Origin of the sequence: Saccharothrix coeruleofusca (genome assembly GCF_014648515.1) — a bacterium.
GTDB classification, from domain to species: domain Bacteria; phylum Actinomycetota; class Actinomycetes; order Mycobacteriales; family Pseudonocardiaceae; genus Actinosynnema; species Actinosynnema coeruleofuscum.
On sequence record NZ_BMRG01000007.1, the window covers coordinates 105,754 to 124,785 of the forward strand.

General features: G+C 73.4%; 22 protein-coding genes. 7 read left to right on the forward strand and 15 right to left on the reverse strand.

Annotated elements, in window-relative coordinates; translation table 11 throughout:
• Window positions 1-16: 16 nt before the first annotated feature.
• From IEZ00_RS19385 to IEZ00_RS19420, 8 genes are all read right to left on the reverse strand, one after another.
• Window positions 17-1,537, reverse strand: a complete 1,521-nt coding sequence (locus tag IEZ00_RS19385) for a glycoside hydrolase family protein (protein WP_189224697.1) — start codon at window positions 1,535-1,537, stop codon at window positions 17-19.
• A gap of 80 nt (window positions 1,538-1,617) precedes the next feature.
• Window positions 1,618-2,040 (reverse strand): VOC family protein, encoded by a 423-nt coding sequence (locus tag IEZ00_RS19390; protein WP_189224698.1) that lies wholly within the window; start codon window positions 2,038-2,040, stop codon window positions 1,618-1,620.
• A gap of 25 nt (window positions 2,041-2,065) precedes the next feature.
• A complete protein-coding gene (gene aroB, locus IEZ00_RS19395; protein ID WP_189224699.1) occupies window positions 2,066-3,172 on the reverse strand; it encodes a 3-dehydroquinate synthase in 1,107 nt (368 codons plus the stop codon).
• Window positions 3,173-3,345: 173 nt separating this feature from the next.
• The gene (locus IEZ00_RS19400; protein ID WP_189224700.1) at window positions 3,346-3,849 is read right to left on the reverse strand and encodes a shikimate kinase; all 504 of its coding nucleotides are present in this window, start codon (window positions 3,847-3,849) and stop codon (window positions 3,346-3,348) included.
• Window positions 3,846-5,045 carry a chorismate synthase gene (gene aroC / locus IEZ00_RS19405; RefSeq protein WP_189224701.1) on the reverse strand — a complete coding sequence of 400 codons (1,200 nt, stop codon included), beginning with the start codon at window positions 5,043-5,045 and terminating at the stop codon, window positions 3,846-3,848. Before aroC ends, IEZ00_RS19400 begins: the two co-directional genes overlap by 4 nt.
• 206 nt (window positions 5,046-5,251) lie before the next feature.
• On the reverse strand, window positions 5,252-5,830 hold the full coding sequence (locus tag IEZ00_RS19410) for a prepilin peptidase (RefSeq protein WP_189224702.1): 579 nt from the start codon (window positions 5,828-5,830) through the stop codon (window positions 5,252-5,254).
• Between the two features lie 144 nt (window positions 5,831-5,974).
• Window positions 5,975-6,427, reverse strand: coding sequence for a PTS sugar transporter subunit IIA (locus tag IEZ00_RS19415; RefSeq protein WP_189224703.1), 453 nt, complete (start codon window positions 6,425-6,427; stop codon window positions 5,975-5,977).
• A complete protein-coding gene (locus IEZ00_RS19420; protein ID WP_189224704.1) occupies window positions 6,424-6,660 on the reverse strand; it encodes a PTS sugar transporter subunit IIB in 237 nt (78 codons plus the stop codon). Before IEZ00_RS19420 ends, IEZ00_RS19415 begins: the two co-directional genes overlap by 4 nt.
• Before the next feature lie 171 nt (window positions 6,661-6,831).
• Between IEZ00_RS19420 and IEZ00_RS19425 the strand changes: the two genes are divergently transcribed.
• The 3 genes from IEZ00_RS19425 to IEZ00_RS19435 are packed head-to-tail and all read left to right on the forward strand — an operon-like array spanning window position 6,832 to window position 9,178.
• Window positions 6,832-7,599 (forward strand): GntR family transcriptional regulator, encoded by a 768-nt coding sequence (locus IEZ00_RS19425; protein WP_189224705.1) that lies wholly within the window; start codon window positions 6,832-6,834, stop codon window positions 7,597-7,599.
• Window positions 7,596-8,876, forward strand: a complete 1,281-nt coding sequence (locus IEZ00_RS19430) for a PTS transporter subunit EIIC (protein WP_189224706.1) — start codon at window positions 7,596-7,598, stop codon at window positions 8,874-8,876. The genes IEZ00_RS19425 and IEZ00_RS19430 overlap by 4 nt, the downstream gene beginning before the upstream one ends.
• Before the next feature lie 32 nt (window positions 8,877-8,908).
• On the forward strand, window positions 8,909-9,178 hold the full coding sequence (locus IEZ00_RS19435) for an HPr family phosphocarrier protein (protein ID WP_189224707.1): 270 nt from the start codon (window positions 8,909-8,911) through the stop codon (window positions 9,176-9,178).
• Window positions 9,179-9,233: 55 nt separating this feature from the next.
• Here the strand turns inward: IEZ00_RS19435 and IEZ00_RS19440 are convergent, their stop codons facing one another.
• Window positions 9,234-9,587, reverse strand: coding sequence for a peptidase inhibitor family I36 protein (locus IEZ00_RS19440; RefSeq protein WP_189224708.1), 354 nt, complete (start codon window positions 9,585-9,587; stop codon window positions 9,234-9,236).
• A gap of 221 nt (window positions 9,588-9,808) precedes the next feature.
• On the opposite strand from IEZ00_RS19440, the gene IEZ00_RS19445 reads away from it, so the two are divergent.
• Entirely contained in the window at window positions 9,809-10,714 is a 906-nt protein-coding gene (locus tag IEZ00_RS19445; protein ID WP_189224709.1) for a BTAD domain-containing putative transcriptional regulator, read from the forward strand.
• A gap of 3 nt (window positions 10,715-10,717) precedes the next feature.
• Here IEZ00_RS19445 and IEZ00_RS19450 read toward each other — a convergent pair whose 3' ends face one another.
• Genes IEZ00_RS19450 through IEZ00_RS19475 form a run of 6 tightly spaced genes read right to left on the reverse strand, consistent with a single transcriptional unit; the run spans window position 10,718 to window position 16,643 of the window.
• Window positions 10,718-11,560 (reverse strand): shikimate dehydrogenase, encoded by an 843-nt coding sequence (locus IEZ00_RS19450; protein WP_189224872.1) that lies wholly within the window; start codon window positions 11,558-11,560, stop codon window positions 10,718-10,720.
• Entirely contained in the window at window positions 11,557-12,753 is a 1,197-nt protein-coding gene (gene mltG / locus IEZ00_RS19455) for an endolytic transglycosylase MltG (RefSeq protein ID WP_189224710.1), read from the reverse strand. The genes IEZ00_RS19450 and mltG overlap by 4 nt, the downstream gene beginning before the upstream one ends.
• Complete coding sequence (ruvX, locus tag IEZ00_RS19460) at window positions 12,750-13,262, reverse strand: Holliday junction resolvase RuvX (protein WP_189224711.1); 513 nt, start codon at window positions 13,260-13,262, stop codon at window positions 12,750-12,752. Before ruvX ends, mltG begins: the two co-directional genes overlap by 4 nt.
• Window positions 13,249-15,921: an alanine--tRNA ligase gene (gene alaS / locus IEZ00_RS19465; RefSeq protein WP_189224712.1), complete on the reverse strand. Its 2,673-nt coding sequence runs from the start codon at window positions 15,919-15,921 to the stop codon at window positions 13,249-13,251. The genes ruvX and alaS overlap by 14 nt, the downstream gene beginning before the upstream one ends.
• A gap of 54 nt (window positions 15,922-15,975) precedes the next feature.
• A complete protein-coding gene (locus tag IEZ00_RS19470; protein ID WP_189224713.1) occupies window positions 15,976-16,239 on the reverse strand; it encodes a hypothetical protein in 264 nt (87 codons plus the stop codon).
• Complete coding sequence (locus IEZ00_RS19475) at window positions 16,236-16,643, reverse strand: DUF948 domain-containing protein (protein ID WP_189224714.1); 408 nt, start codon at window positions 16,641-16,643, stop codon at window positions 16,236-16,238. Before IEZ00_RS19475 ends, IEZ00_RS19470 begins: the two co-directional genes overlap by 4 nt.
• Before the next feature lie 138 nt (window positions 16,644-16,781).
• Between IEZ00_RS19475 and IEZ00_RS19480 the strand changes: the two genes are divergently transcribed.
• The 3 genes from IEZ00_RS19480 (at window position 16,782) to IEZ00_RS19485 (ending at window position 18,954) form a co-directional block, all read left to right on the forward strand.
• Window positions 16,782-17,531 (forward strand): polysaccharide deacetylase family protein, encoded by a 750-nt coding sequence (locus IEZ00_RS19480; RefSeq protein ID WP_189224715.1) that lies wholly within the window; start codon window positions 16,782-16,784, stop codon window positions 17,529-17,531.
• Between the two features lie 103 nt (window positions 17,532-17,634).
• Window positions 17,635-17,766 (forward strand): hypothetical protein, encoded by a 132-nt coding sequence (locus tag IEZ00_RS37810; protein WP_268248770.1) that lies wholly within the window; start codon window positions 17,635-17,637, stop codon window positions 17,764-17,766.
• Window positions 17,767-18,954, forward strand: a complete 1,188-nt coding sequence (locus IEZ00_RS19485; RefSeq protein WP_189224716.1) for a cupin domain-containing protein — start codon at window positions 17,767-17,769, stop codon at window positions 18,952-18,954. It abuts the gene before it with no gap.
• The last annotated feature ends 78 nt before the right edge of the window (window positions 18,955-19,032 follow it).

Here is a 19,032-nt window from a genome sequence, read left to right on the forward strand (position 1 = left end):
TGGTGAGCGGCGCGGGTCAGCGGCGCAGGTCGCCGCCATCGGCGTAGGAGTCCCACTTGCTCTGGGACACCGGGGTGACCTCCGAGGAGTTGAGCTCGACCACCTCCGGGGGAACCAGCCACAGCTCCTCGTCCTCGGCCAGCAGGCCGACCCGGCCGTCCGGGGCGCGGACCGCCTTCGCCCCGGCGGGCACGCGGGCCGCCACCGGCAGCTCGTCCACGCCCTCCGGCCTGCGGTCGAGCACCTTGGCGGCCAGCCGGTCGGCCACCGAGCGGCGCTCCACCCGCACCACCTCCCCGCCGACGACCAGGTCGACGGTGTTCTCCGGCGAGGGCACCGCGTAGCCGTCGAGCACCCTGGCCGACGCGCCCGTGCGACAGCCCGGCGCGCCCACCAGGTCCAGGCCGAAGTGGGCCAGGTCCGAAGGCGCGCCCGTGCCGCCGTCCGTGGTCGCCCGGACCACGTCCAGCGCGATCCGGCCGCACGGGTCCTCGGCCGAGACCGGGGCGTGCCCGCTGGCCGTGCGGACCAGGCCGGGGCCCTCCCGCCACGGACCGGGGATGTGCACCTGCGGGTGCGGGTTGCGGCTGAACTCCCTGTTCCAGAACGTGATGGAGGTGCCGTGCTCGGTCTCGTGGGCGATGGCGAAGGCGTCCAGCGCGGCGATCCACATCCAGTCGGCGCTGAAGGCGTCCACCACCGAGCGGGTGCGCGTGGCGCGGGTGTCCGCCACCGGGAAGAAGCCCTTGAGGCCCAGCGACTGCACCCCCGAGGCGAAGGTGGGGTCCTTGGAGCGCAGCACGAACTGGCCCGCGCCGTTCCACCCGGCCGCCTTGCCGGTGGTGTCGGTGAACATCAGGTAGAACCAGCCGTCCAGGTACAGGGCGGCGGGCTGGCCCGCGCCGTAGGTGTTGTTGTCCCTGGGCGTGTCGTAGGAGGGGCTGACGATCGGCGCGCCGCCCGCCGCGCGGGTCCACGACACGCCGTCGGGGCTGGTCGCGACGCCGATGGCGTTGCCGTGCGCGTGGTCGCCCGCCGCACCGGTGTAGTACAGGTAGTACGTGTCGCCCACGTGCAGCACGGACGGGTCGCAGGTGTGCACGCCGTCGAAACTGCCGGGGTTGCCGCTGAGCACGGGCGTGGCGGGGCTGCCGTCCGGGGCGCCGAACGGGCCGTCCGGCGAAGGGCTCTGCGCGTGCAGCAGGTCGTCACCGGGCGGCTGGGCGTGGCTGAGCTGGCTGCACCACCACATGCGCAGCCCGCCGCCCTCGGCCAGCAGGGTCGGGCCGTAGTTGTAGGGCGCCTGGTCGCCCGCCGCGACCACGCCGGGGCTCTGCCGGAGCCGGTCGGTGGCCAGGGCGACCGGCTCGGTGGGCGCGGCGGCGGCCCGCTTGGTGCTGCTCGCGGGCTGTTCCGCCGAGCTGGACGGCGCGGGTTCGGGCCTGGGATCGGCCGCGCTGGGCGCGCACGCCGCGAGGGAGGCCGCGACGAGCGCTCCGCCGAGCAGGCGTGCCGCTCCCCGGTTCGGTGTGGCCATGCCGGGCTGGTCTCCTCCGAGGTGACGTGCTCACACGACCGGAGTACGTTCGCCGCCCGGTCCGCGGTTCAGTGTAGTGATCACCACTCCTGGTCGGGTGAACTTGGCCCACCGGACGGTGTCGCCACGAGTTCCACTTCGAAACCGTCGGCGTTCTCCAGGTAGCCCGCGTAGTGCTCCGGCCCGCCCGCGTGCGGGTGCCGGTCGGCGAACAGCAGCGACCAGCCGTGCCGCGGCGCGGCGGCGACCAGCTCGTCCACCCGCCGCCTGCCGCCGACGTGGAAGGCCAGGTGGTTGAGGCCGGTCTGCCGCCGGTGGTGGGCGTCGAGGGCGGGCGAGTGCTCCACCACGAGGTAGGTGGCGCCCAGCCGCCAGCTCACCCCGTCGCGCCAGCGCTGGAACTCGGTCCAGCCCAGCCGCCCCAGCAGCCAGCCGATGCTGGCCTCGGCGCGCGGCAGGTCGGGCACCCACAGCTCGACGTGGTGCAGCTGCCCGTGGGTCATCCGGTGCCCTCGGGTAAGCGCACCCTCACAGCAGCACGCTGCCGCCGGGCCTGGCCTCGGCGGCCACGGCGGAGTAGGCGGCGGCGACCAGCGACGGATCGGGCCCCTCCAGCCTGCCCGGCTTGGCCAGCCCGTCGAGCACCACGAAGCGCAGCACGCCCGAACGGGTCTTCTTGTCCGAGCGCATCCCCTCCAGCAGCTGCGGGAGCGCGTCGGCGTCGTAGCTGGTCGGCAGGCCCAAGGAGGTCAGGATGGCGCGGTGCCGGTCGGCGGTCGCGTCGTCCAGCCTGCCCGCCAGGCGGGCCAGTTCGGCGGCGAAGACCAGGCCGACGCTGACCGCCGCGCCGTGCCGCCAGCGGTAGCGCTCGCGACGCTCGACGGCGTGCCCCAGGGTGTGCCCGTAGTTGAGGATCTCCCGCAGGTCCGACTCGCGCAGGTCGCTGGACACCACGTCCGCCTTGACCTGGATCTTGCGGCGCACCAGCTCGCCGATGACCTCGCCGGTGGGGTCGACCGCGGCGGCCGGGTCGGCCTCGATCAGGTCCAGGATCACCGGGTCGGCGATGAAACCGCCCTTGACCACCTCGGCCATGCCCGCGACCAGCTCGTTGCGCGGCAGCGTCTCCAGCGTGGCCAGGTCGACCAGCACCGCGGCGGGCTCGTAGAAGGTGCCGACCAGGTTCTTGCCCGCGTCGGTGTTGATGCCGGTCTTGCCGCCGATCGCGGCGTCGACCATGCCCAGCAGCGTGGTCGGCACGTTGACCAGCTTCACCCCGCGCATCCAGGTGGAGGCGACGAAACCGGCCAGGTCGGTCACCGCTCCCCCGCCCAGGCCCACCACGGCGTCGGTGCGGCCGAGGCCGATGCGGCCGAACACGTCCCAGCAGTAGCCCGCGACCCGCAGGTCCTTGCCGTCCTCGGCGTCGGGGACCTCGACGCGGTGCGCGTCGCAGCCCGCCGCGGCCAGCTCCTCGCGGACCGCCTCGGCGGTCTCGGCCAGCGTGGGCTGGTGCACGATCGCCACCTTGGCGGTGCCCCGCAGGACCTCCACCAGGTCGCCGAGCAGGCCGCGACCCACCAGCACCTCGTACGGCCGCTCCGCGGCCACGCGGATGCGCACCGGCTCGCCCATCACCACTCCCCTTCCTCGACTTCCCATTCGACCACGCGCGGTGGACGCGCGCGGGTCACGCGCCGTCCCGACCGGTGTGGACGGTCGACCACGCCGGACACGGGCGCGTCGAGGACCCGGCCAGCCCGCCGCGGTCAGTCCGCGGTCAGCCCGCCGCGGTCAGCCCGCCGCGGTCAGCCGGTCGCGGCCAGCACCGCGTCGACCACCTGCTCGGGCGTCAGGTCGTCGGTGGCCACCTCGACGGTCGCCACCTCGCGGTACAACGGCAGCCGCGCGTCCAGCAGCGCCTTGAACGTCGCCCTCGGGTTCACCCCGGCCAGCAGCGGGCGCGCGCTGGACAGCCCGGTGCGCCGCACCCCCTCGGCCATGCCGACGCCGAGGAAGACCACGGTGTGCCCGGCCAGCCTGCGCCGGGTGGTGGCCGACAGCACGGCACCGCCGCCCAGCGCCAGCACGCCGTCGTGCGACTCCAGCGCCTCGGCGACCGCCGCCTCCTCCATCGCCCGGAAGGCGGCCTCGCCGTCGTCGGTGAAGATGTCCGAGATCGGCTTGCCCGCCGCGGCCACGACGTCGTCGTCGGTGTCCCGGAACGCCACGCCGACCCGCTCGGCCAACAACCTGCCGACGGTCGTCTTGCCCGCGCCGGGCGGGCCCAGCACGACCCACCGCGGGCTCACAGCCCCTCCCAGCGCGCTTCCAGCGCCTCCAGGTAGGCGGCCGCGTTGCGCTTGGTCTCGGCGATCGAGTCGCCGCCGAACTTCTCCAGCGCCGCCTCGGCCAGCACCAGCGCCACCACCGACTCCAGCACCACCCCCGCGCGCGGCACCGCGCACACGTCGGAGCGCTGGTGGATGGCCACGGCGGGCTCGCCCGTGCGGACGTCCACCGTGGACAGCGCTCGCGGCACGGTCGAGATCGGCTTCATGGCGACCCGCACCCGCAGCGGCTCGCCGTTGGTGATGCCGCCCTCCAGCCCGCCCGCGCGGTTGGAGCGCCGGGTGACGCCCTTGGGCCCGGTGCCCCGGTCGATCTCGTCGTGCGCCTGGCTGCCCCACCGCTGCGCGGTGGTGAAGCCGTCGCCGATCTCCACGCCCTTCATCGCCTGGACGCCCATCAGCGCCCCGGCCAGCCGCGCGTCCAGCCTGCGGTCCCAGTGCACGTGCGAACCGAGCCCCGGCGGCAGCCCGTAGGCGATCACCTCGATCACGCCGCCGACCGTGTCGCCCGCGTCCTTGACCGCCTCGACCTCGGCCACCATCGCCGCGGTCCCCTCCGGGTGGAAGGCGCGCACCGGGCTGGCGTCGATCGCGGCCAGGTCGCCGGGACCGGGCAGCGGCGCGTCCGCCGGAACGGCCGCCTTGCCGATGGAGACGACGTGGCTGATCACCTCGACACCCAGCAACTGGTGCAGGAACCGCCGCGCCACCGTGCCCAGCGCCGTGCGGGCCGCGGTCTCGCGGGCGCTGGCGCGCTCCAGCACCGGCCGGGCCTCGTCGAAGCCGAACTTCTGCATGCCGGGCAGGTCGGCGTGCCCCGGCCGGGGCCTGGTCAACGCCTCGTTGCGGCCGGTGGGCTTGAGCTCGCTCGGGTCGACCGGGTCCGCCGACATCACCTTCTGCCACTTGGGCCACTCGGTGTTGCCGATGCGCACGGCGATCGGACCGCCCTGGGTCAGCCCGTGGCGCACCCCGCCGAGGATCTCGACCTCGTCGGCCTCGAAGCCCATCCGGGGGCTCCGCCCGAAGCCCAACCGGCGTCGTTCGAGTTGGGCGGTCAGGTCCGACGTGGTGACCTCGACCCCGGCGACCATGCCTTCCAGCACGGCGACCAGGGCCGGGCCGTGGGACTCCCCAGCGGTGATCCAGCGCAGCACGCAGCGAATCCTTCCACAGCGCCGACGTGCGGATCGCGCAGGTCGGTCGGGGTGGCCGCGATCCCGCCCAGTGGACGCGGGTGGGGTCGGCGGGCGGTCCGCGGACCGGTCCGGGCACCCGGATCTCGGATGCTCGGGCGGTGGTTCACGGCGCTCAAGTGCTCGAACGCTCGGTTCGCGGTGTCCGGACGCTCGGTTCGGGGGTGTCAGGTGACGGTGAGGAGCCAGGTGGAGGCGAGCAGGCCGGGGCCGTGCGGGAGGTCGGCGGGCGGGTGGCGGGAGCGGCGGCAGCGGGCCAGGACCAGGGTGGTCGCGGCCGCGCCCAGGGCGGCCAGCGGCAGGGCGGTCCAGGACACCGCGCCGAGGACCGCGCCGAGCACGCCCGCCAGCTTGGCGTCGCCGCCGCCCAGCGCCGAGGGCCGCAGCAGGTGCACGAGCAGGTGGAACCCCCCGAACAGCGCGCACCCGGCCAGCGCGCGGCCGAGGTCGGCGCCGGACCAGACCAGCAGCAGCGCCGCCACCGGGTAGGCGGGCAGCGTCAGCGCGTCCGGCAGCCTGCGGTGCCGCAGGTCGACCACCGCCAGCGCCACACCCACCCAGGCCAGCGCCAGGGGCACCGGCAACCACCGGGGAGGCAGGTCCAGGGCACCGGCGAGCGACCACAGCAGCGCGGTCAGCAGGGCGCACCACAGCCAGTGCGCGTCCGCGCCGCGGCGCAGCCGCCGCAGGACGCGGGCGCCGAGCGCGCCCGCGAGGAAACCGGTGAGGGCGAGTGCGATGACCATGTGTCCACGGTGGTCCGATCACCGGCAGCGGCACAACAGTGGTCCCGGTTGAACGGTCCGTTCAACCGGGACCACGCGGGGAAGATCACCCCGTCGAGGGAAACCAGTGGTCAGCGGGTCTTGGAGAAACCAGCCCCGGAGGGCTCAGCGGGTCCAGGAGAACAGGGCCTCGCCCGCCGCGACCGAGTCCGCGCCCGCCTCGCTGAGCGCCTCGGGGGAGGCGTCCAGCGCGATCACCGGGCAGATCGGCGCGTACCCGGCGGCCTCCACCTCGGCCGGGTCCCAGGTCACCACCGGCTGGCCCGCCCGCACCGCCTCGCCCTTCACCACGTGCAGGGTGAAGCCCTCGCCCTTGCGCTTGACGGTGTCGATGCCCAGGTGCACCAGCACGGCCGCGCCGTCGGCCGTGGCGACCACGAACGCGTGGGGGTGCAGCGTGACGACCGTGCCGTCCACGGGGGACAGCACGTCGGCCGCCGTGCGGTCGGGCTCCACCGCCACACCGGGGCCGACCATCGCCTGCGCGAAGACCGGGTCGGGCACCTCGGTCAGCGGCACCACGCGGCCGCTGACCGGGCTGGCCACGCTCAGCGTCACAGCAGGTCCTCGATGTCGCTGGCGATGGTGTCGGCCTCGGGGCCCACGACCACCTGGACGACGCTGCCCTGGCGCATCACGCCGTGCGCGCCCAGCGCCTTGAGCGCCTTCTCGTCCACCAAGGACCCGTCCTCCAGCTCACAGCGCAGGCGCGTGATGCACGGCTCGATCTCCACGATGTTGTCCGCCCCGCCGAGCGCGGCGAGGATCGCCGCCGCCTTGTCGTCCGCCATTTCCGAGTCCTCTCTCGACACCTGGAACACCAGAGGGTGCCACCGCTGGGGCACGGTCGCGTAACAGCGGTTGACACCCGCTCGGCGCGGGGAGCATCCTCCCCGCAACCCACTGGTCTAGACCGGAAAGTACCAATCCGGCTGCTCGGGAGAACACCGGGGAGGTGTCGCGTGAACCGGTCCGAGATCGTCGACGGGCCCAAGCCCAAGCACGTGCAGCTGCGCGACATCCTGCGCCGCCTGGCGGAGCAGGAGCTGCCCCCCGGCTCCCCCATCCCCTCCGAGCGCGACCTCGCCGAGCGCTACCGGGTCTCCCGGATCACGGTGCGGGCCGCGGTCGGGCAGCTTGTCGCCGAAGGGCTGCTGACCAGGGCGAAGGGGCGGGGCACGTTCACCGCCCGACGCCGGATGGACGTCCAGCTCTACCTGGAGTCGTTCACCGACGACATGCGACGGCGCGGGCTGACCCCCGCGACCGAGGTGCTGCGCTGCGCCGAGGAGGTGCCGCCGCCATCGGCGGCCACCGCGCTCGGCCTGCCGCCGCGCGAGCCCGCGTGCCTGCTGGTCCGCCTGCGCAGGGCGGACGGGGCGCCGCTGGTGGTGGAGCGGGGCTGGTACAACCCGAGGGTCGTGCCGGACCTGCCCGCGCACGACCTGTCGGGCTCGCTCTACACCCTCATCGCCGACAGCTACGGTGTGCAGCTCGACCACGCCCGCCAGACCGTGTGGGCCGAGGGCGCGGACCAGGGGACGGCACGGCTGCTGGGCGTGCGCCCCGGCAGCCCGCTGCTGGTCTTCCGCCGCGTCAGCAGCTCCGCGGGCAGGCCGGTCGAGGACATGACCTCGTGGTACCGAGGCGATTCCTACCAGGTGACCATGCAATTGGACCGGACCACTCCGGACTCCGGCCCGTACTCCGCCAAGGGAGGTACCCCATGAGCGCCAGCGCCCCACAGGCGACCGGCGGTCGTGAGATCAAGGGACTGGCTGGGCTCCAGCGGTTCGGTCGCAGCCTCATGCTGCCGATCGCCGCGCTGCCCGTGGCCGGTCTGCTGCTGCGACTCGGCCAGGCCGACATCCTCGGCAAGGACGGCCTGGGCTGGAACCAGGTCGCGGCCGTCATCGGCGGCGCGGGTGACGCGCTGTTCGCCAACCTGCCGCTGCTGTTCGCGGTCGGCGTCGCCATCGGGTTCGCCCGGCGCGGGGACGGCTCCACGGCGCTCGCGGCCGTGGTCGGCTACGTGGTCGTGCAGGCCGTGTTCAAGGCGATGTCGCCGTTCGTGCTCCCGACCGCCGAGGACCCGGCCAAGCAGGAGCTGATCAACTACTCGGTGCTCACCGGCATCGTGGTCGGTCTGCTCACCGCGGTGCTGTGGCAGCGGTTCCACCGCATCAAGCTGCCCCCGTACCTGGCCTTCTTCGGCGGACGCCGGTTCGTGCCCATCCTGGTGGCGGGCGTGATGATCCTGGTCGGCGTGGTGATGGGCCTGATCTACCCGTGGTTCGACAAGGGCCTGACCTGGGTCGGCGAGGCGGTCTCGGGCAGCACCATCATCGGCGCGGGCATCTACGGCACGGTCAACCGCCTGCTGATCCCGCTGGGCCTGCACCACATCCCGAACACCTTCGTGTGGCAGGTGTTCGGCGAGTACGAGGGCAAGACCGGCGACATCCCCCGGTTCTTCGCGGGCGACCCGAGCGCGGGCACCTTCCAGACCGGCTTCTTCCCGATCTTCATGTTCGCCCTCCCGGCGGCGGCGCTGGCCATCGTGCACACCGCCCGCCCGGCGCAGAAGAAGATCATCGCGGGCATCATGGGCTCGGCCGCGCTGACCGCCTTCGTCACCGGCGTCACCGAGCCGCTGGAGTTCGCGTTCATGTTCGTGGCGTGGCCGCTGTACCTGATCCACGCGGTGCTCACCGGCACCTCGCTGGCCATCAGCAACGCGCTGGGCATCCGCGACGGGTTCTCCTTCTCCGCGGGCGCCATCGACTACCTGCTCAACTTCAACATCGCCACCAAGCCGCTGCTGATCCTCGTGCTGGGCGTGATCTACGCGGCGATCTACTACTTCCTGTTCCGGTTCGTCATCACCAAGTGGAACCTGCGCACGCCGGGCCGGGACGAGGACGAGGACCCCGAGGCCGACCCGAGCGTCGTCGAGGGCTCCGAGAAGACCAGGAAGGGTGCCCGCCGCGACGCCGCCGGGGCGTGAGGCGGGACCAGGACGACGAGAGGGACGGTTCCATGCCTGAGCGACGGGTCACCGTGGCGAGCAAGGTCGGGCTGCACGCCCGCCCAGCCGCGGTGCTGGCCAAGGCGGCGGCGGGCCAGCCGGTGAAGGTCACCATCCGCAAGGACGACGGCCAGCCGGTGGAGGCGGCGAGCGTGCTGGGTCTGATGACGCTCGGCGCGATGCACGGCGACGAGGTGGTGCTGGCCGCCGAGGGCGAGGGCGCGGAGTCCGCGCTGGAGGCCATCGCGGAGATCATCGCCACCGACCTCGACGAGGGCTGACCCCGCGCCGGAGGCCCCCTGCCCGCACTCGGGCAGGGGGCCTCCGGCTGTCCGGCTAGCAGGCGCCGCGGCGCAGCGAGCTGGTCCGGTCCGAAGCCCACCCGAAGTCCGGGTAGCTGGCGCCTGCGGCCATCTGGGCGAACGGCTGGGTGTAGTTGTAGCCGTCGTACAGGCACCACGGCACGGTGTCGCGGTTCCAGCCCGAACTGATCGCGTTGTCCAGCCCGAAGGCCCGCAGGTCCGGCGCGCCCTGGTTGAAGCAGCCGGGCGTGCCGCTGAAGTTCGGGTTGGCGAACACCCCGACCCGCCAGCCGTCGCAGGCCGCGGGCGCCGCGCTCGCGGCCGGTGCGAGCACCACCGCCGTCGCCGCCGCCGCCAACCCCGCCGCGATCCCCGTGAGCAAACGCATTCTTCCCCCTAAAGTGTTGTATTCGACCTTGCCCGGACAATGCTATTGATCGACGGGAAAAGATTTCTCCACCGGCGCTCCGCCGAATCGAATGCCCGCCAGCAGGCAAAACGGTCCGCCCAGCGGCAGGAAGAGGAAAATCGACCGCTCGATCGCCCCTTCCGCCGCCCGATCCCGTGCGTCGGATTCCTCGGTTACTTTGATGCGGGGGGTAAGGGAAGATGGGGACGAAGACGTTCGGTGAGGAGCTGCGCGCGCGCCGCGCCCGGCTCGGCTTGACCCAGCGGGAAGTCGCGCTGCGCGCGGGGATCAGCGTGCGCGCCGTGCGCTACATCGAGAGCGGCCAGGTGTCGGCGCCCAGACCGGCCTCGCTGCACCGGCTGGCCGCGACCGTGGGCCTGGACCCGGCCGCCTACCTGGGCGGGCGGCCCGCGACGCGGCTGGGCGTGCTGGGCCCGCTGGTGGTGCGGCGCGGCGGCGAGCCGGTGCGCGGGGTGCCGCTGATGCAGCGCTGCCTGCTGGGCCTGCTGGCCCTGCACCCGAACCGGGTGGTCGGGCGGGAGGAGATCATCGAGGTGCTGTGGTCGGGCAGACCGCCGCTGTCGCACGCGCACCTGGTGCACAACTACGCGGCCCGCGTGCGGCGGCTGTGCCGGGTCGAGCGGGTCGGGCACGGCTACCGGCTGGTCGCCGACGCCCGGCAGCTGGACCTGGTCCGCTTCGCCGAGCTGACCGGCGACCACGACGACCCCGCCCGGCTCGCCGAGGCGGTGCGGCTGTGGCGCGGGCCGGTGCTGGCCGACCTGCCCGACGCGGTGCGGCAGCACCCCACCGCCGTGGCGCTGCACCAGCAGCGCATCGCCGCGGTACTCGCGCACACCGAGCTGGTGCTGCGGCAGGAGCGGGCCGGGGCGCTCACGCCGTCACTGATCGAGCTGGCCCACCACGAGCCGCTGCACGAGGGGGTGCAGGCCGCCCACCTGCTGGCGCTGGCCCGCTCCGGGCAGCAGGCCGCGGCGCTGCGGCTGTTCGACCGGGTGCGCGAACGGCTGGCCGCCGAGCTGGGCGTCGACCCCGGTCCGCAGCTGCGCGCCGCCCACCTGCGCGTGCTGCGCCAAGCGTTGTGAGGACTACAGGGGCAGCGGGAGCAGCTCCCCGGTCGCCGCGCGCAGCGCCTTGCGCATCGCCTCGCGCGGCGCGGGCTGCCCGGTGAACTGCTCGGCCTGACCGAACGCCTGGTGCAGCAGCATGTCCAGACCGGTGGCCAGCGGTCGACCCGCCCGGCCGACCGCCTCGGCCAGCGGTGTCGGCCACGGGTGGTAGATCACGTCCAGCGCGCACGGGGCCAGCGCCAGCGCGTCGGCGATCGGCCCGGTCGCCGCTGGCGGCACGGTGCTGACCAGGACGTCCGACCCGGCCGCCAGCGCGGCGAAGTCCGCCTCCGCCCACGCCACCACGTCCAGCGCCACGCCCGCCCGCCGCGCGCAGGCGACCGCCTCGACCGCCCGCGCCGGGTCGCGCACCACCAGCGACACCGACCGCACCCCCACCGACGCCAGCGCCACCAGCGCGGCCGTGGCGGTGCCCCCGGCGCCCAGCAGCAGCGCGGTCGACCCGGAGGTGAAGCCGCACGCGGCGCGCAGCGCGCCGGTCACGCCGTCCACGTCGGTGCAGTCCGCCCGCCAGCCGCCGTCGCGCGGCACCAGCGTGTTCGCCGCGCCCACCAGCTCCGCCCTCGGCGTGGCCGACGAGGCCACCGCCAGCGCCGCGCGCTTGGCGGGCATGGTCACCGACAGCCCGGCCCACTCCGGGCCCAACCCGGCGACCAGCCCGGCCACCCCGTCGGCCGCGCACTCGACCCGGTCGTAGGACCAGTCCAGGCCCAGCTCGGCGAAGCAGGCGTTGTGCAGCACGGGCGAGAGCGAGTGCGACACCGGCGAGCCGATGACCGCGGCGCGGCGGGACACGGTCAGAAGACCCCCTCGCGCTGCGCCTTGGCGGCGACCTGCTTGTGCTCGTCGAAGGTCTCGGTGAAGCAGGTGGTGCCGTCCTTCTGGCACTTCACGAAGTACAGCCACGGCCCCGGCTCGGGGTTGATGGCCGCCTCGACGGCCTCCCGGCTCGGCGAGCCGATCGGCGTCGGCGGCAGGCCGGTGACCTGGTAGGTGTTGTACGGCCCGGAGCGACCGCGGTCCTCGTCGCTGGTGGTGATGATCGGCCGCTCCAGCTTGTAGTTGACCGTGGAGTCGAGCTGGAGGATCTGCCCGATCGCCAGCCGGGACTGGATGACCCGCGAGATCTTGCCGAAGTCCTTGGCCAGCCCCTCCTTCTCGATCAGCGAGGCGATGGTCAGGACCTCGTAGGGCCGGTAGCCGGTGTTCCTGGTGTTGGCCGGGATGCCGTAGCCCTGCAGCCGGGTCACCGACGTGGTGACCACGCTCTTGAGCAGCTCGGCCGCGTTCGCGCCGGGCTTGAGGTGGTAGAGGCCGGGCACGATCAGGCCCTCCAGCCGGTTCTCCTTGGGGGCCTTGGTGAAGTCGGCCAGCGCCCAGTCCGGCACGCCCAGCGCGGCCGGGTCGGCGTTCTCCGCCGCGTCGCGCAGCTCCTGCGGCGTGACGCACTTCTTCGCCCCGTCCAGCTCGACGCACGACGCCTCGGACAGCTTGGCCAGCACGCCGGGGGTGACCTTGCCGTCGGGCGCGGTGATGTCGTGCAGGATGTTGCCGCCGCGGACCTCCAGCGGCACCACCTTGGTCTTCGGGTCGACCATCCTGGCCACCGCGGCCTCGCCGGACATCTTGGTCTTCATCAGGTAGAAGCCCGGCTGGATGGCGGTGACCCTGGCGTCGTCCTTGCCCGCCTCGGTGAACGCCCGCGCGCTGGCCACCACGTCCTGCTCCTTGAGCGTGGTGGCGATCGTGCCGACCGGGTCGCCGTCCTTGACCTCGATCACCACGTCGGTCTCACCCGTGCCCGCGTAGTCGTCCCACGAGCCGATGCCGCTGAGCGTGCGGTAGCCGTAGTACGCACCGACGCCGCCGATCCCCAGCACCAGCGCCACCACGACCCACAGGACCGTGCGCTTGCGCCTGCCCCGCCGGGCCGCACCCGCACGTCCGCGCGGCCGTTCATCGGGATCGTTGAACAACCCGAGGTCGTCGTTCACGAGCCGTCCTTAGCTCCGGGGGCCCGCTCCTGAGCGGCTCGGGCCACGTGTCGCGCCCGCGCGTCCAGCCAGGACTGCAGGATCTCGACCGCGGCAGCCTGGTCCACGACAGCACGTCGCTTCTTGCCTCGTACCCCACGCTCGGCGAGCACCCGGCTCGCCGTCACCGTGGTCAGCCGTTCGTCGGTCAACCGCACCGGCACCGGGGCGACGCGTTCAGCCAACCCAGCAGCGTACGCCACCGCGGCCTGCGCCGCCGGCCCGTCCTTGCCCGCGAGCGTGCGCGGCAGGCCGACCACGACCTCCACCACGTCGTGCTCGGCGACCAGGGCGGCCAGGTCCGCGAGGTCCCGACCGCCCTTCTCGTCGCGGGCCAGGGTGACCAGCGGGGTGGCCAGGAACGCGCTCGGGTCGCTCAGCGCGACCCCGACCCGCACCGCCCCGACGTCGACCCCCAGCCTCCTGCCGAGGCCGGGGTCGTCGACGCCGGGACGGTCAGCGCTGCTCAAGGGCGCGTTCCACCTCGGCCCGCACGGCGGCCACGGCCTCGGCGATCCCACCGGGGTTGGTGCCGCCGCCCTGGGCCATGTCCGGCTTGCCGCCGCCGCGCCCGCCCACGGCCGGGGCGAAGGCGGGCACCAGCTTGCCCGCGGCCAGCCCGAGGTCGCGGGCGGCGGAGGTGGTGGCCACCACGAAGCTGACCTTGCCGCCGTCCGGGGCGAACAGGGCGACCACGCCGGGCCGCTCGCCCAGCCTGCCGCGCACCTCGGTGGCGATGGTGCGCACGTCGCCGCCGGAGGTGCCCTCCGGCAGGGCCAGCGCCACCACGGCCACGCCGCGCACGTCCAGGGCCTGGTCGGCCAGCGACCCGGCGGAGGCGACGAGCTGGGCGGCGCGGACGCGCTCCAGCTCCTTCTCGGCCGCGCGCAGCCGCTCCACCAGGGCCTCGACGCGGGCGGGCACCTCGACGTCGGGGACCTTCAGCATGGCGGCGACGTTCTGCACCAGGGCCCGCTCCTGGGCCAGGTACTTGAACGCCTCGATGCCGACGTAGGCCTCCAGGCGCCGCACGCCCGAGCCGACCGACGACTCGCCGATCATGGTGATCGGGCCGATCTGGGACGAGTGCTCCACGTGCGTGCCACCGCACAGCTCGCGCGACCAGGGGCCGCCGATCTCCACCACGCGCACGGTCTCGTCGTAGGTCTCGCCGAACAGGGCGACCGCGCCCATCTCCTGGGCGCCGCCCATGTCGGTGTAGACCACACGCACCGGCAGGTCCTTGCGGACCGCGAGGTTGGAGACCTCCTCGATCTCGCTGCGCGTCTCCTCCGACAGGCCGCCGGTCCAGGCGAAGTCCAGCCGCAGGTAACCCGGCTTGTTGTAGGAGCCGCTCTGCAGGGCCGACGGGCCGAGCACCTGGCGCAGGGCGGCGTGCACCACGTGCGTGCCCGAGTGGCCCTGGCGGGCGCCGACGCGCCACTCCGGGTCGACGCGGGCCTCGACGTGCTCGCCCTCGGCGATCTCGCCGGAGAGCACGCGAACCTGGTGCACCCACAGCTTGCGGGCCACCTTCTGGACGTCGACGACCTCCAGCTCGGCGTTGCCGGAGACGATGGTGCCCGCGTCGCTCTCCTGGCCGCCGGACTCGGCGTACAGCGGGGTGCGGTCGAGCACGACCTCGACGATGTCGCCTTCCTTGGCCGAGCGGACCCGCTTGCCCTCGCGGACGATGCCGCGCAGCGTGGCCTCGGAGGCCAGCTCGGTGTAGCCGGTGAACTCGGTGGCGCCCAGCTCCAGCAGCTCGCGGTAGACGGTCTGGTCGCCGTGGCCGGTCTTCTTGCCCGCGGCGTCGGCCTTGGCGCGGGCGCGCTGCTCGGCCATCAGCTTGCGGAAGCCGTCCTCGTCCACGCTCAGGCCCGCCTCGGCGGCCATCTCCAGGGTGAGGTCGATGGGGAAGCCGTAGGTGTCGTGCAGCTGGAACGCCTTGTCGCCGGGCAGCGTGGCGCGCCCCTCCGCCTTGACCTGGGCGGCGGCGGTGTCGAAGATCCGCGAGCCGGACTCCAGGGTGCGCAGGAAGGTGTCCTCCTCGGCCTTGAGCACCTGGGCGATCCGGTCGAAGCCGCTGACCAGCTCCGGGTAGGTGGGGCCCATGGCGTCGCGGACCACCTCGGCGAAGCGCACCAGCACCGGCTCGGTCACGCCGAGCAGGCGGGCCGAGCGGATGATCCGGCGCAGCAGGCGGCGCAGCACGTAGCCGCGGGCCTCGTTGCCGGGGGTGACGCCGTCGCCGACGATCAGCACGCCGCTGCGGGCGTGGTCGGCGATGACGCGGAAGCGGACGTCGTCGACCTCGTTGGCGCCGTACTTGCGGCCGGACAGCTCCTCGGCCTTCTGGATGACCGGGCGCACCAGGTCGGTCTCGTAGACGTTGTCCACGTCCTGCAGCAGCAGCGCGACCCGCTCGACGCCCATGCCGGTGTCGATGCTCTTGGCGGGCAGGTCGCCCAGGATCGGGAAGTCCTCCTTGCCCGACCCGGCGCCCCGCTCGTTCTGCATGAAGACCAGGTTCCAGATCTCCAGGTACCGGCTCTCGTCGGCGATCGGGCCGCCCTCGGCGCCGTACTCGGGGCCCCGGTCGTAGTAGATCTCCGAGCACGGGCCGCACGGACCGGGCACGCCCATGGACCAGAAGTTGTCGGCCATGCCGCGGCGCTGGATGCGCTCCAGCGGCAGGCCCGCGACCTTCTGCCACAGCTCGATGGCCTCGTCGTCGTCCAGGTAGACGGTCACCCAGATGCGCTCCGGGTCGAACCCGTAGCCGCCCTGGTCCTGGGGGTTGGTGATCAGCTCCCAGGCCAGCCGGATGGCGTCTTCCTTGAAGTAGTCGCCGAACGAGAAGTTGCCCGCCATCTGGAAGAAGGTGTTGTGGCGGGTGGTCTTGCCGACCTCGTCGATGTCCGGGGTGCGCACGCACTTCTGCACGCTGGTGGCGCGCGGCCACGGCGGCGGGGCCTCGCCCAGGAAGTAGGGCTTGAAGGGCACCATGCCCGCGTTGACGAACAGCAGGTTCGGGTCGTCCAGGATCAGCGAGGCGCTGGGCACGACCGCGTGCCCGGCCCGCTCGAAGTGCTCGCGGAAGCGCTTGATGATCTCGTGGGTCTGCACGGTGGTTCCTCGGGTGGTGGTGGAATCAGGGCGCGGCGGAGGCGAACGACCTGCTCAGTCGTTCGCCCTGCGCGCTCGCCGACCCGGCGTGAAGCCCGTCTGGCGCTCCACGGTCCGCTGCAGCTCCTGCTCGCGCTCGCTCATGCCCGCGCGCACCTCGGCGCCGAAGGAGCCGATGGCGCCCGCCAGCTCGCGCAGGCCCTCGCCGACGTTGGCGCCGATGCCCGCGGGCGTGGCGGCGTGCGCGGCCTGGTTGGCCTTGCGGGTGGCGGCCACGCCCGCGGCGATGCCCAGCCCGAACCAGAACAGCCGCCTCATCGCTTCCCCCCGCGGGCGGTGCGGCGGCGCAGGTGCTTGCCGGGGGCTTCGCTGGCCTTGCGGCGGGCGCGGATGGCCTTGCTGACGCCGTAGGACAGCGCCGCGGCCTTGACCAGCGGCCCGCCGAGGGTGGCGGTGAACAGCGAGGTGAGCGCGGAGACGTTGCCGGTGACGGCGCGCGCGTTGGCGGTGATGCCGTCCACCCGCTCCAGCTGCGCGTTCACGTGCGTGATCGTGGTGTTCGCCCCGCTGAAGATGGGGTCGCTGTTCTGGTGCGCCTTGCGGATGGCGATCGTGGCCTCGTCGAGCGTGCGCCCGAGCTTGATCAGCGGGATCGCCAGCAGGATCACCAGCAGCACGAACGCACCGGCGGCGACCAGCGCGGCGATCTGCCCTGGCGACACGGATCCTCCTGGTGAGCGTACGGGCGCGGATGAGGGGTCAAGGTTACCGCGCGTCGCCCGATCGGCCTCTGGTGGATCTCGGTTCGCCGTGCGGGCCCCATGCCTGGGCATGTGGACAGGTGCCGGCATCCTTCGCCGATGCGTTTCCTCCCCACCAACACGCGCGCGCGGAGGCTGGTCTTCGCGTTAGCGGTCGTAGTGGTGCTGACCCCGCTGTGCGGCTTGGGTTTGTGGCGGCTCGCCGGCGCGCGGACGTTCCAGTTCTACGGCGGTCTGGTCAGCTCCGTGGAGACCTCGGCGAAGGTGGTCGCGCTGACCTTCGACGACGGCCCCGACCCCGCCGGGGCGCGGCGGACGCTGGACGAGCTGGCCGCGCGGGAGGTCCCGGCCACCTTCTACCTGACCGGGCACGAGCTGGCCGCGCACCCCGAGCTGGGCCGGGCCGTCGCCGAGGCGGGCCACGAGATCGGCAACCACTCCTTCTCCCACGACCGCATGGTGTTCGTGACGCCGGGCCGGGTGGCCGACGAGGTCGAGCGCACCGACGAGCTGATCCGCGCCACCGGCTACCGGGGGCCGATCACCTTCCGCCCGCCCAACGGCAAGAAGCTGCTGGTCCTGCCGCGCTACCTCGACCAGCACGGCCGCACGACGGTCATGTGGGACGTGGAGCCCAACTCCTACCCCGAGGTCGACCGCAGCGCCGAGGCCACCGCCCGGCACGTGGTGGACAACGCCCGCCCCGGCTCCATCGTCCTGCTGCACAGCATGTACCAGGGCAGGCAGGCCAGCCGGGACGCGATCGGGCCGATCGTGGACCGGCTCCGCGAGCGCGGCTACCGGTTCGTCACCGTCTCCGAGCTGCTGGCGATGGGGCCGCCCAGGTGAGCGCCGGATAGTGAGAAGTACTCGGATGACCGATGACCGGGACCTCCCGCTGCCGTAGCGTGATCTTCGCAGTGCAGTGCACCACCCCAGGGAGGATTGGCACATGGCTCAGGAGCACGAGACCACATACGAAGCGCCTTCCAGCGGTCTGCTGCTCGGTGTGGAGGCGTTGCCCGGCGCGGTGGACCGCGGCAAGGCCAACGGCGCGGTGGCCGACAACGACGGCAACGACTGAGTGACCGTCCCGACCCTGGCTGACCTCGTCGCACCGGTCGAGGTCAGCCAGTTCTTCGACGCGGTGCAGGGCCGGACCTACCGCAGGTTCCCCGGCCGTGCCGGGCGCTTCGCCGAGCTGCTGCCGTGGTCGGAGGTCAACCGGGTGCTGCGGCAGCACCGGTTGGACTTCCCCCGCCTGCGCCTGGCGCAGGGCGGCGAGGTGGTGCCCGCCCACACCTACACGGAGATGGTGCAGACCCGGCGCACCGGTCTGGTCCCCCGGCTGCTGCCCGAGCGGTTCGCCGAGAAGATGCGCGGCGGCGCCACCCTGGTGCTGGACTCGGTCAACGAGCTGTTCGAGCCGGTCGGCGAGCTGGCCGCGCGGCTGGAGCACGAGCTGCGGGAACGGGTCCAGGTCAACCTGTACGCGGGCTGGGGCGTCACGCACGGCTTCGACGTGCACTGGGACGACCACGACGCGATCATCGTCCAGATCTCCGGGCGCAAGCGCTGGCGGGTGCACGGGGTGACCCGGCCCGCGCCGCTGCAGCGGGACGTGGAGCTGCCGCGGCGGCCCTCCGACGAGCCGCTGGACGACTTCATGCTCGAAGACGGCGACGTGCTGTACGTGCCGCGCGGGCACTGGCACGACGTCTCCGCGGTCGGCTCGGAGTCGCTGCACCTGACCATCGGGTTCAACCGGGCCACCGGGGTGGACCTGGTGTCCTGGCTGGCCGACCAGGCGCGGGCGGAGGAGCTGTTCCGCACCGACCTGCCGCGCTTCGCGAGCGCCGGGGCCAAGGCCGAGCACGCGCGGGCGCTGCGGGAGAAGCTGCTGGCCATGCTGGACGACGGGGTGGTCGAGCGGTTCCTCGACGACCGCGACGCCCAGGCCCCGGCGATCCCGCACGCGGGGCTGCCGTGGACGGCGACGGCGGCGCTGCTGCCGCCGGACGACGAGGCCGAGGTGCGGCTGCTGGTGCCGCGCGCGGTGCTGCGGGTGGAGGGCGACCGGGTGTCGCTGTCGGCGGCGGGCAAGCGGCTGGTGTTCGCCTCGGCCGCCGCGCCGGTGCTCGAAGCCCTGTTGTCCGCGCCACACCACTCGGTGAAATCCCTGGTGGAGGCGGGTCTGCCGACTCTGGACCGAGCCACGACCCGCGCTCTGCTCGCGGAGTTGGCCGCACAAGGGCTGCTCGCGCCGGAGTGATTCGTTAAGCTTAGGTATGCCTAACGTAAGTTCCGAGGCGTTGCCGGGCTGTGCGGTCGTGACGCGGCTGCTCGGCGG

What these genes read in the sequence shown, in the direction of transcription:
- IEZ00_RS19385 (WP_189224697.1), bottom strand. Translation starts at nt 1,537, where the DNA reads ATGGCCACACCGAACCGGGGAGCGGCACGCCTGCTCGGCGGAGCGCTC.
- IEZ00_RS19390 (WP_189224698.1), bottom strand. Translation starts at nt 2,040, where the DNA reads ATGACCCACGGGCAGCTGCACCACGTCGAGCTGTGGGTGCCCGACCTG.
- aroB (WP_189224699.1), bottom strand. Translation starts at nt 3,172, where the DNA reads ATGGGCGAGCCGGTGCGCATCCGCGTGGCCGCGGAGCGGCCGTACGAG.
- IEZ00_RS19410 (WP_189224702.1), bottom strand. Translation starts at nt 5,830, where the DNA reads ATGGTCATCGCACTCGCCCTCACCGGTTTCCTCGCGGGCGCGCTCGGC.
- IEZ00_RS19420 (WP_189224704.1), bottom strand. Translation starts at nt 6,660, where the DNA reads ATGGCGGACGACAAGGCGGCGGCGATCCTCGCCGCGCTCGGCGGGGCG.
- IEZ00_RS19430 (WP_189224706.1), top strand. Translation starts at nt 7,596, where the DNA reads ATGAGCGCCAGCGCCCCACAGGCGACCGGCGGTCGTGAGATCAAGGGA.
- IEZ00_RS19435 (WP_189224707.1), top strand. Translation starts at nt 8,909, where the DNA reads ATGCCTGAGCGACGGGTCACCGTGGCGAGCAAGGTCGGGCTGCACGCC.
- IEZ00_RS19440 (WP_189224708.1), bottom strand. Translation starts at nt 9,587, where the DNA reads ATGCGTTTGCTCACGGGGATCGCGGCGGGGTTGGCGGCGGCGGCGACG.
- IEZ00_RS19445 (WP_189224709.1), top strand. Translation starts at nt 9,809, where the DNA reads ATGGGGACGAAGACGTTCGGTGAGGAGCTGCGCGCGCGCCGCGCCCGG.
- IEZ00_RS19470 (WP_189224713.1), bottom strand. Translation starts at nt 16,239, where the DNA reads ATGAGGCGGCTGTTCTGGTTCGGGCTGGGCATCGCCGCGGGCGTGGCC.
- IEZ00_RS19480 (WP_189224715.1), top strand. Translation starts at nt 16,782, where the DNA reads ATGCGTTTCCTCCCCACCAACACGCGCGCGCGGAGGCTGGTCTTCGCG.
- IEZ00_RS37810 (WP_268248770.1), top strand. Translation starts at nt 17,635, where the DNA reads ATGGCTCAGGAGCACGAGACCACATACGAAGCGCCTTCCAGCGGTCTG.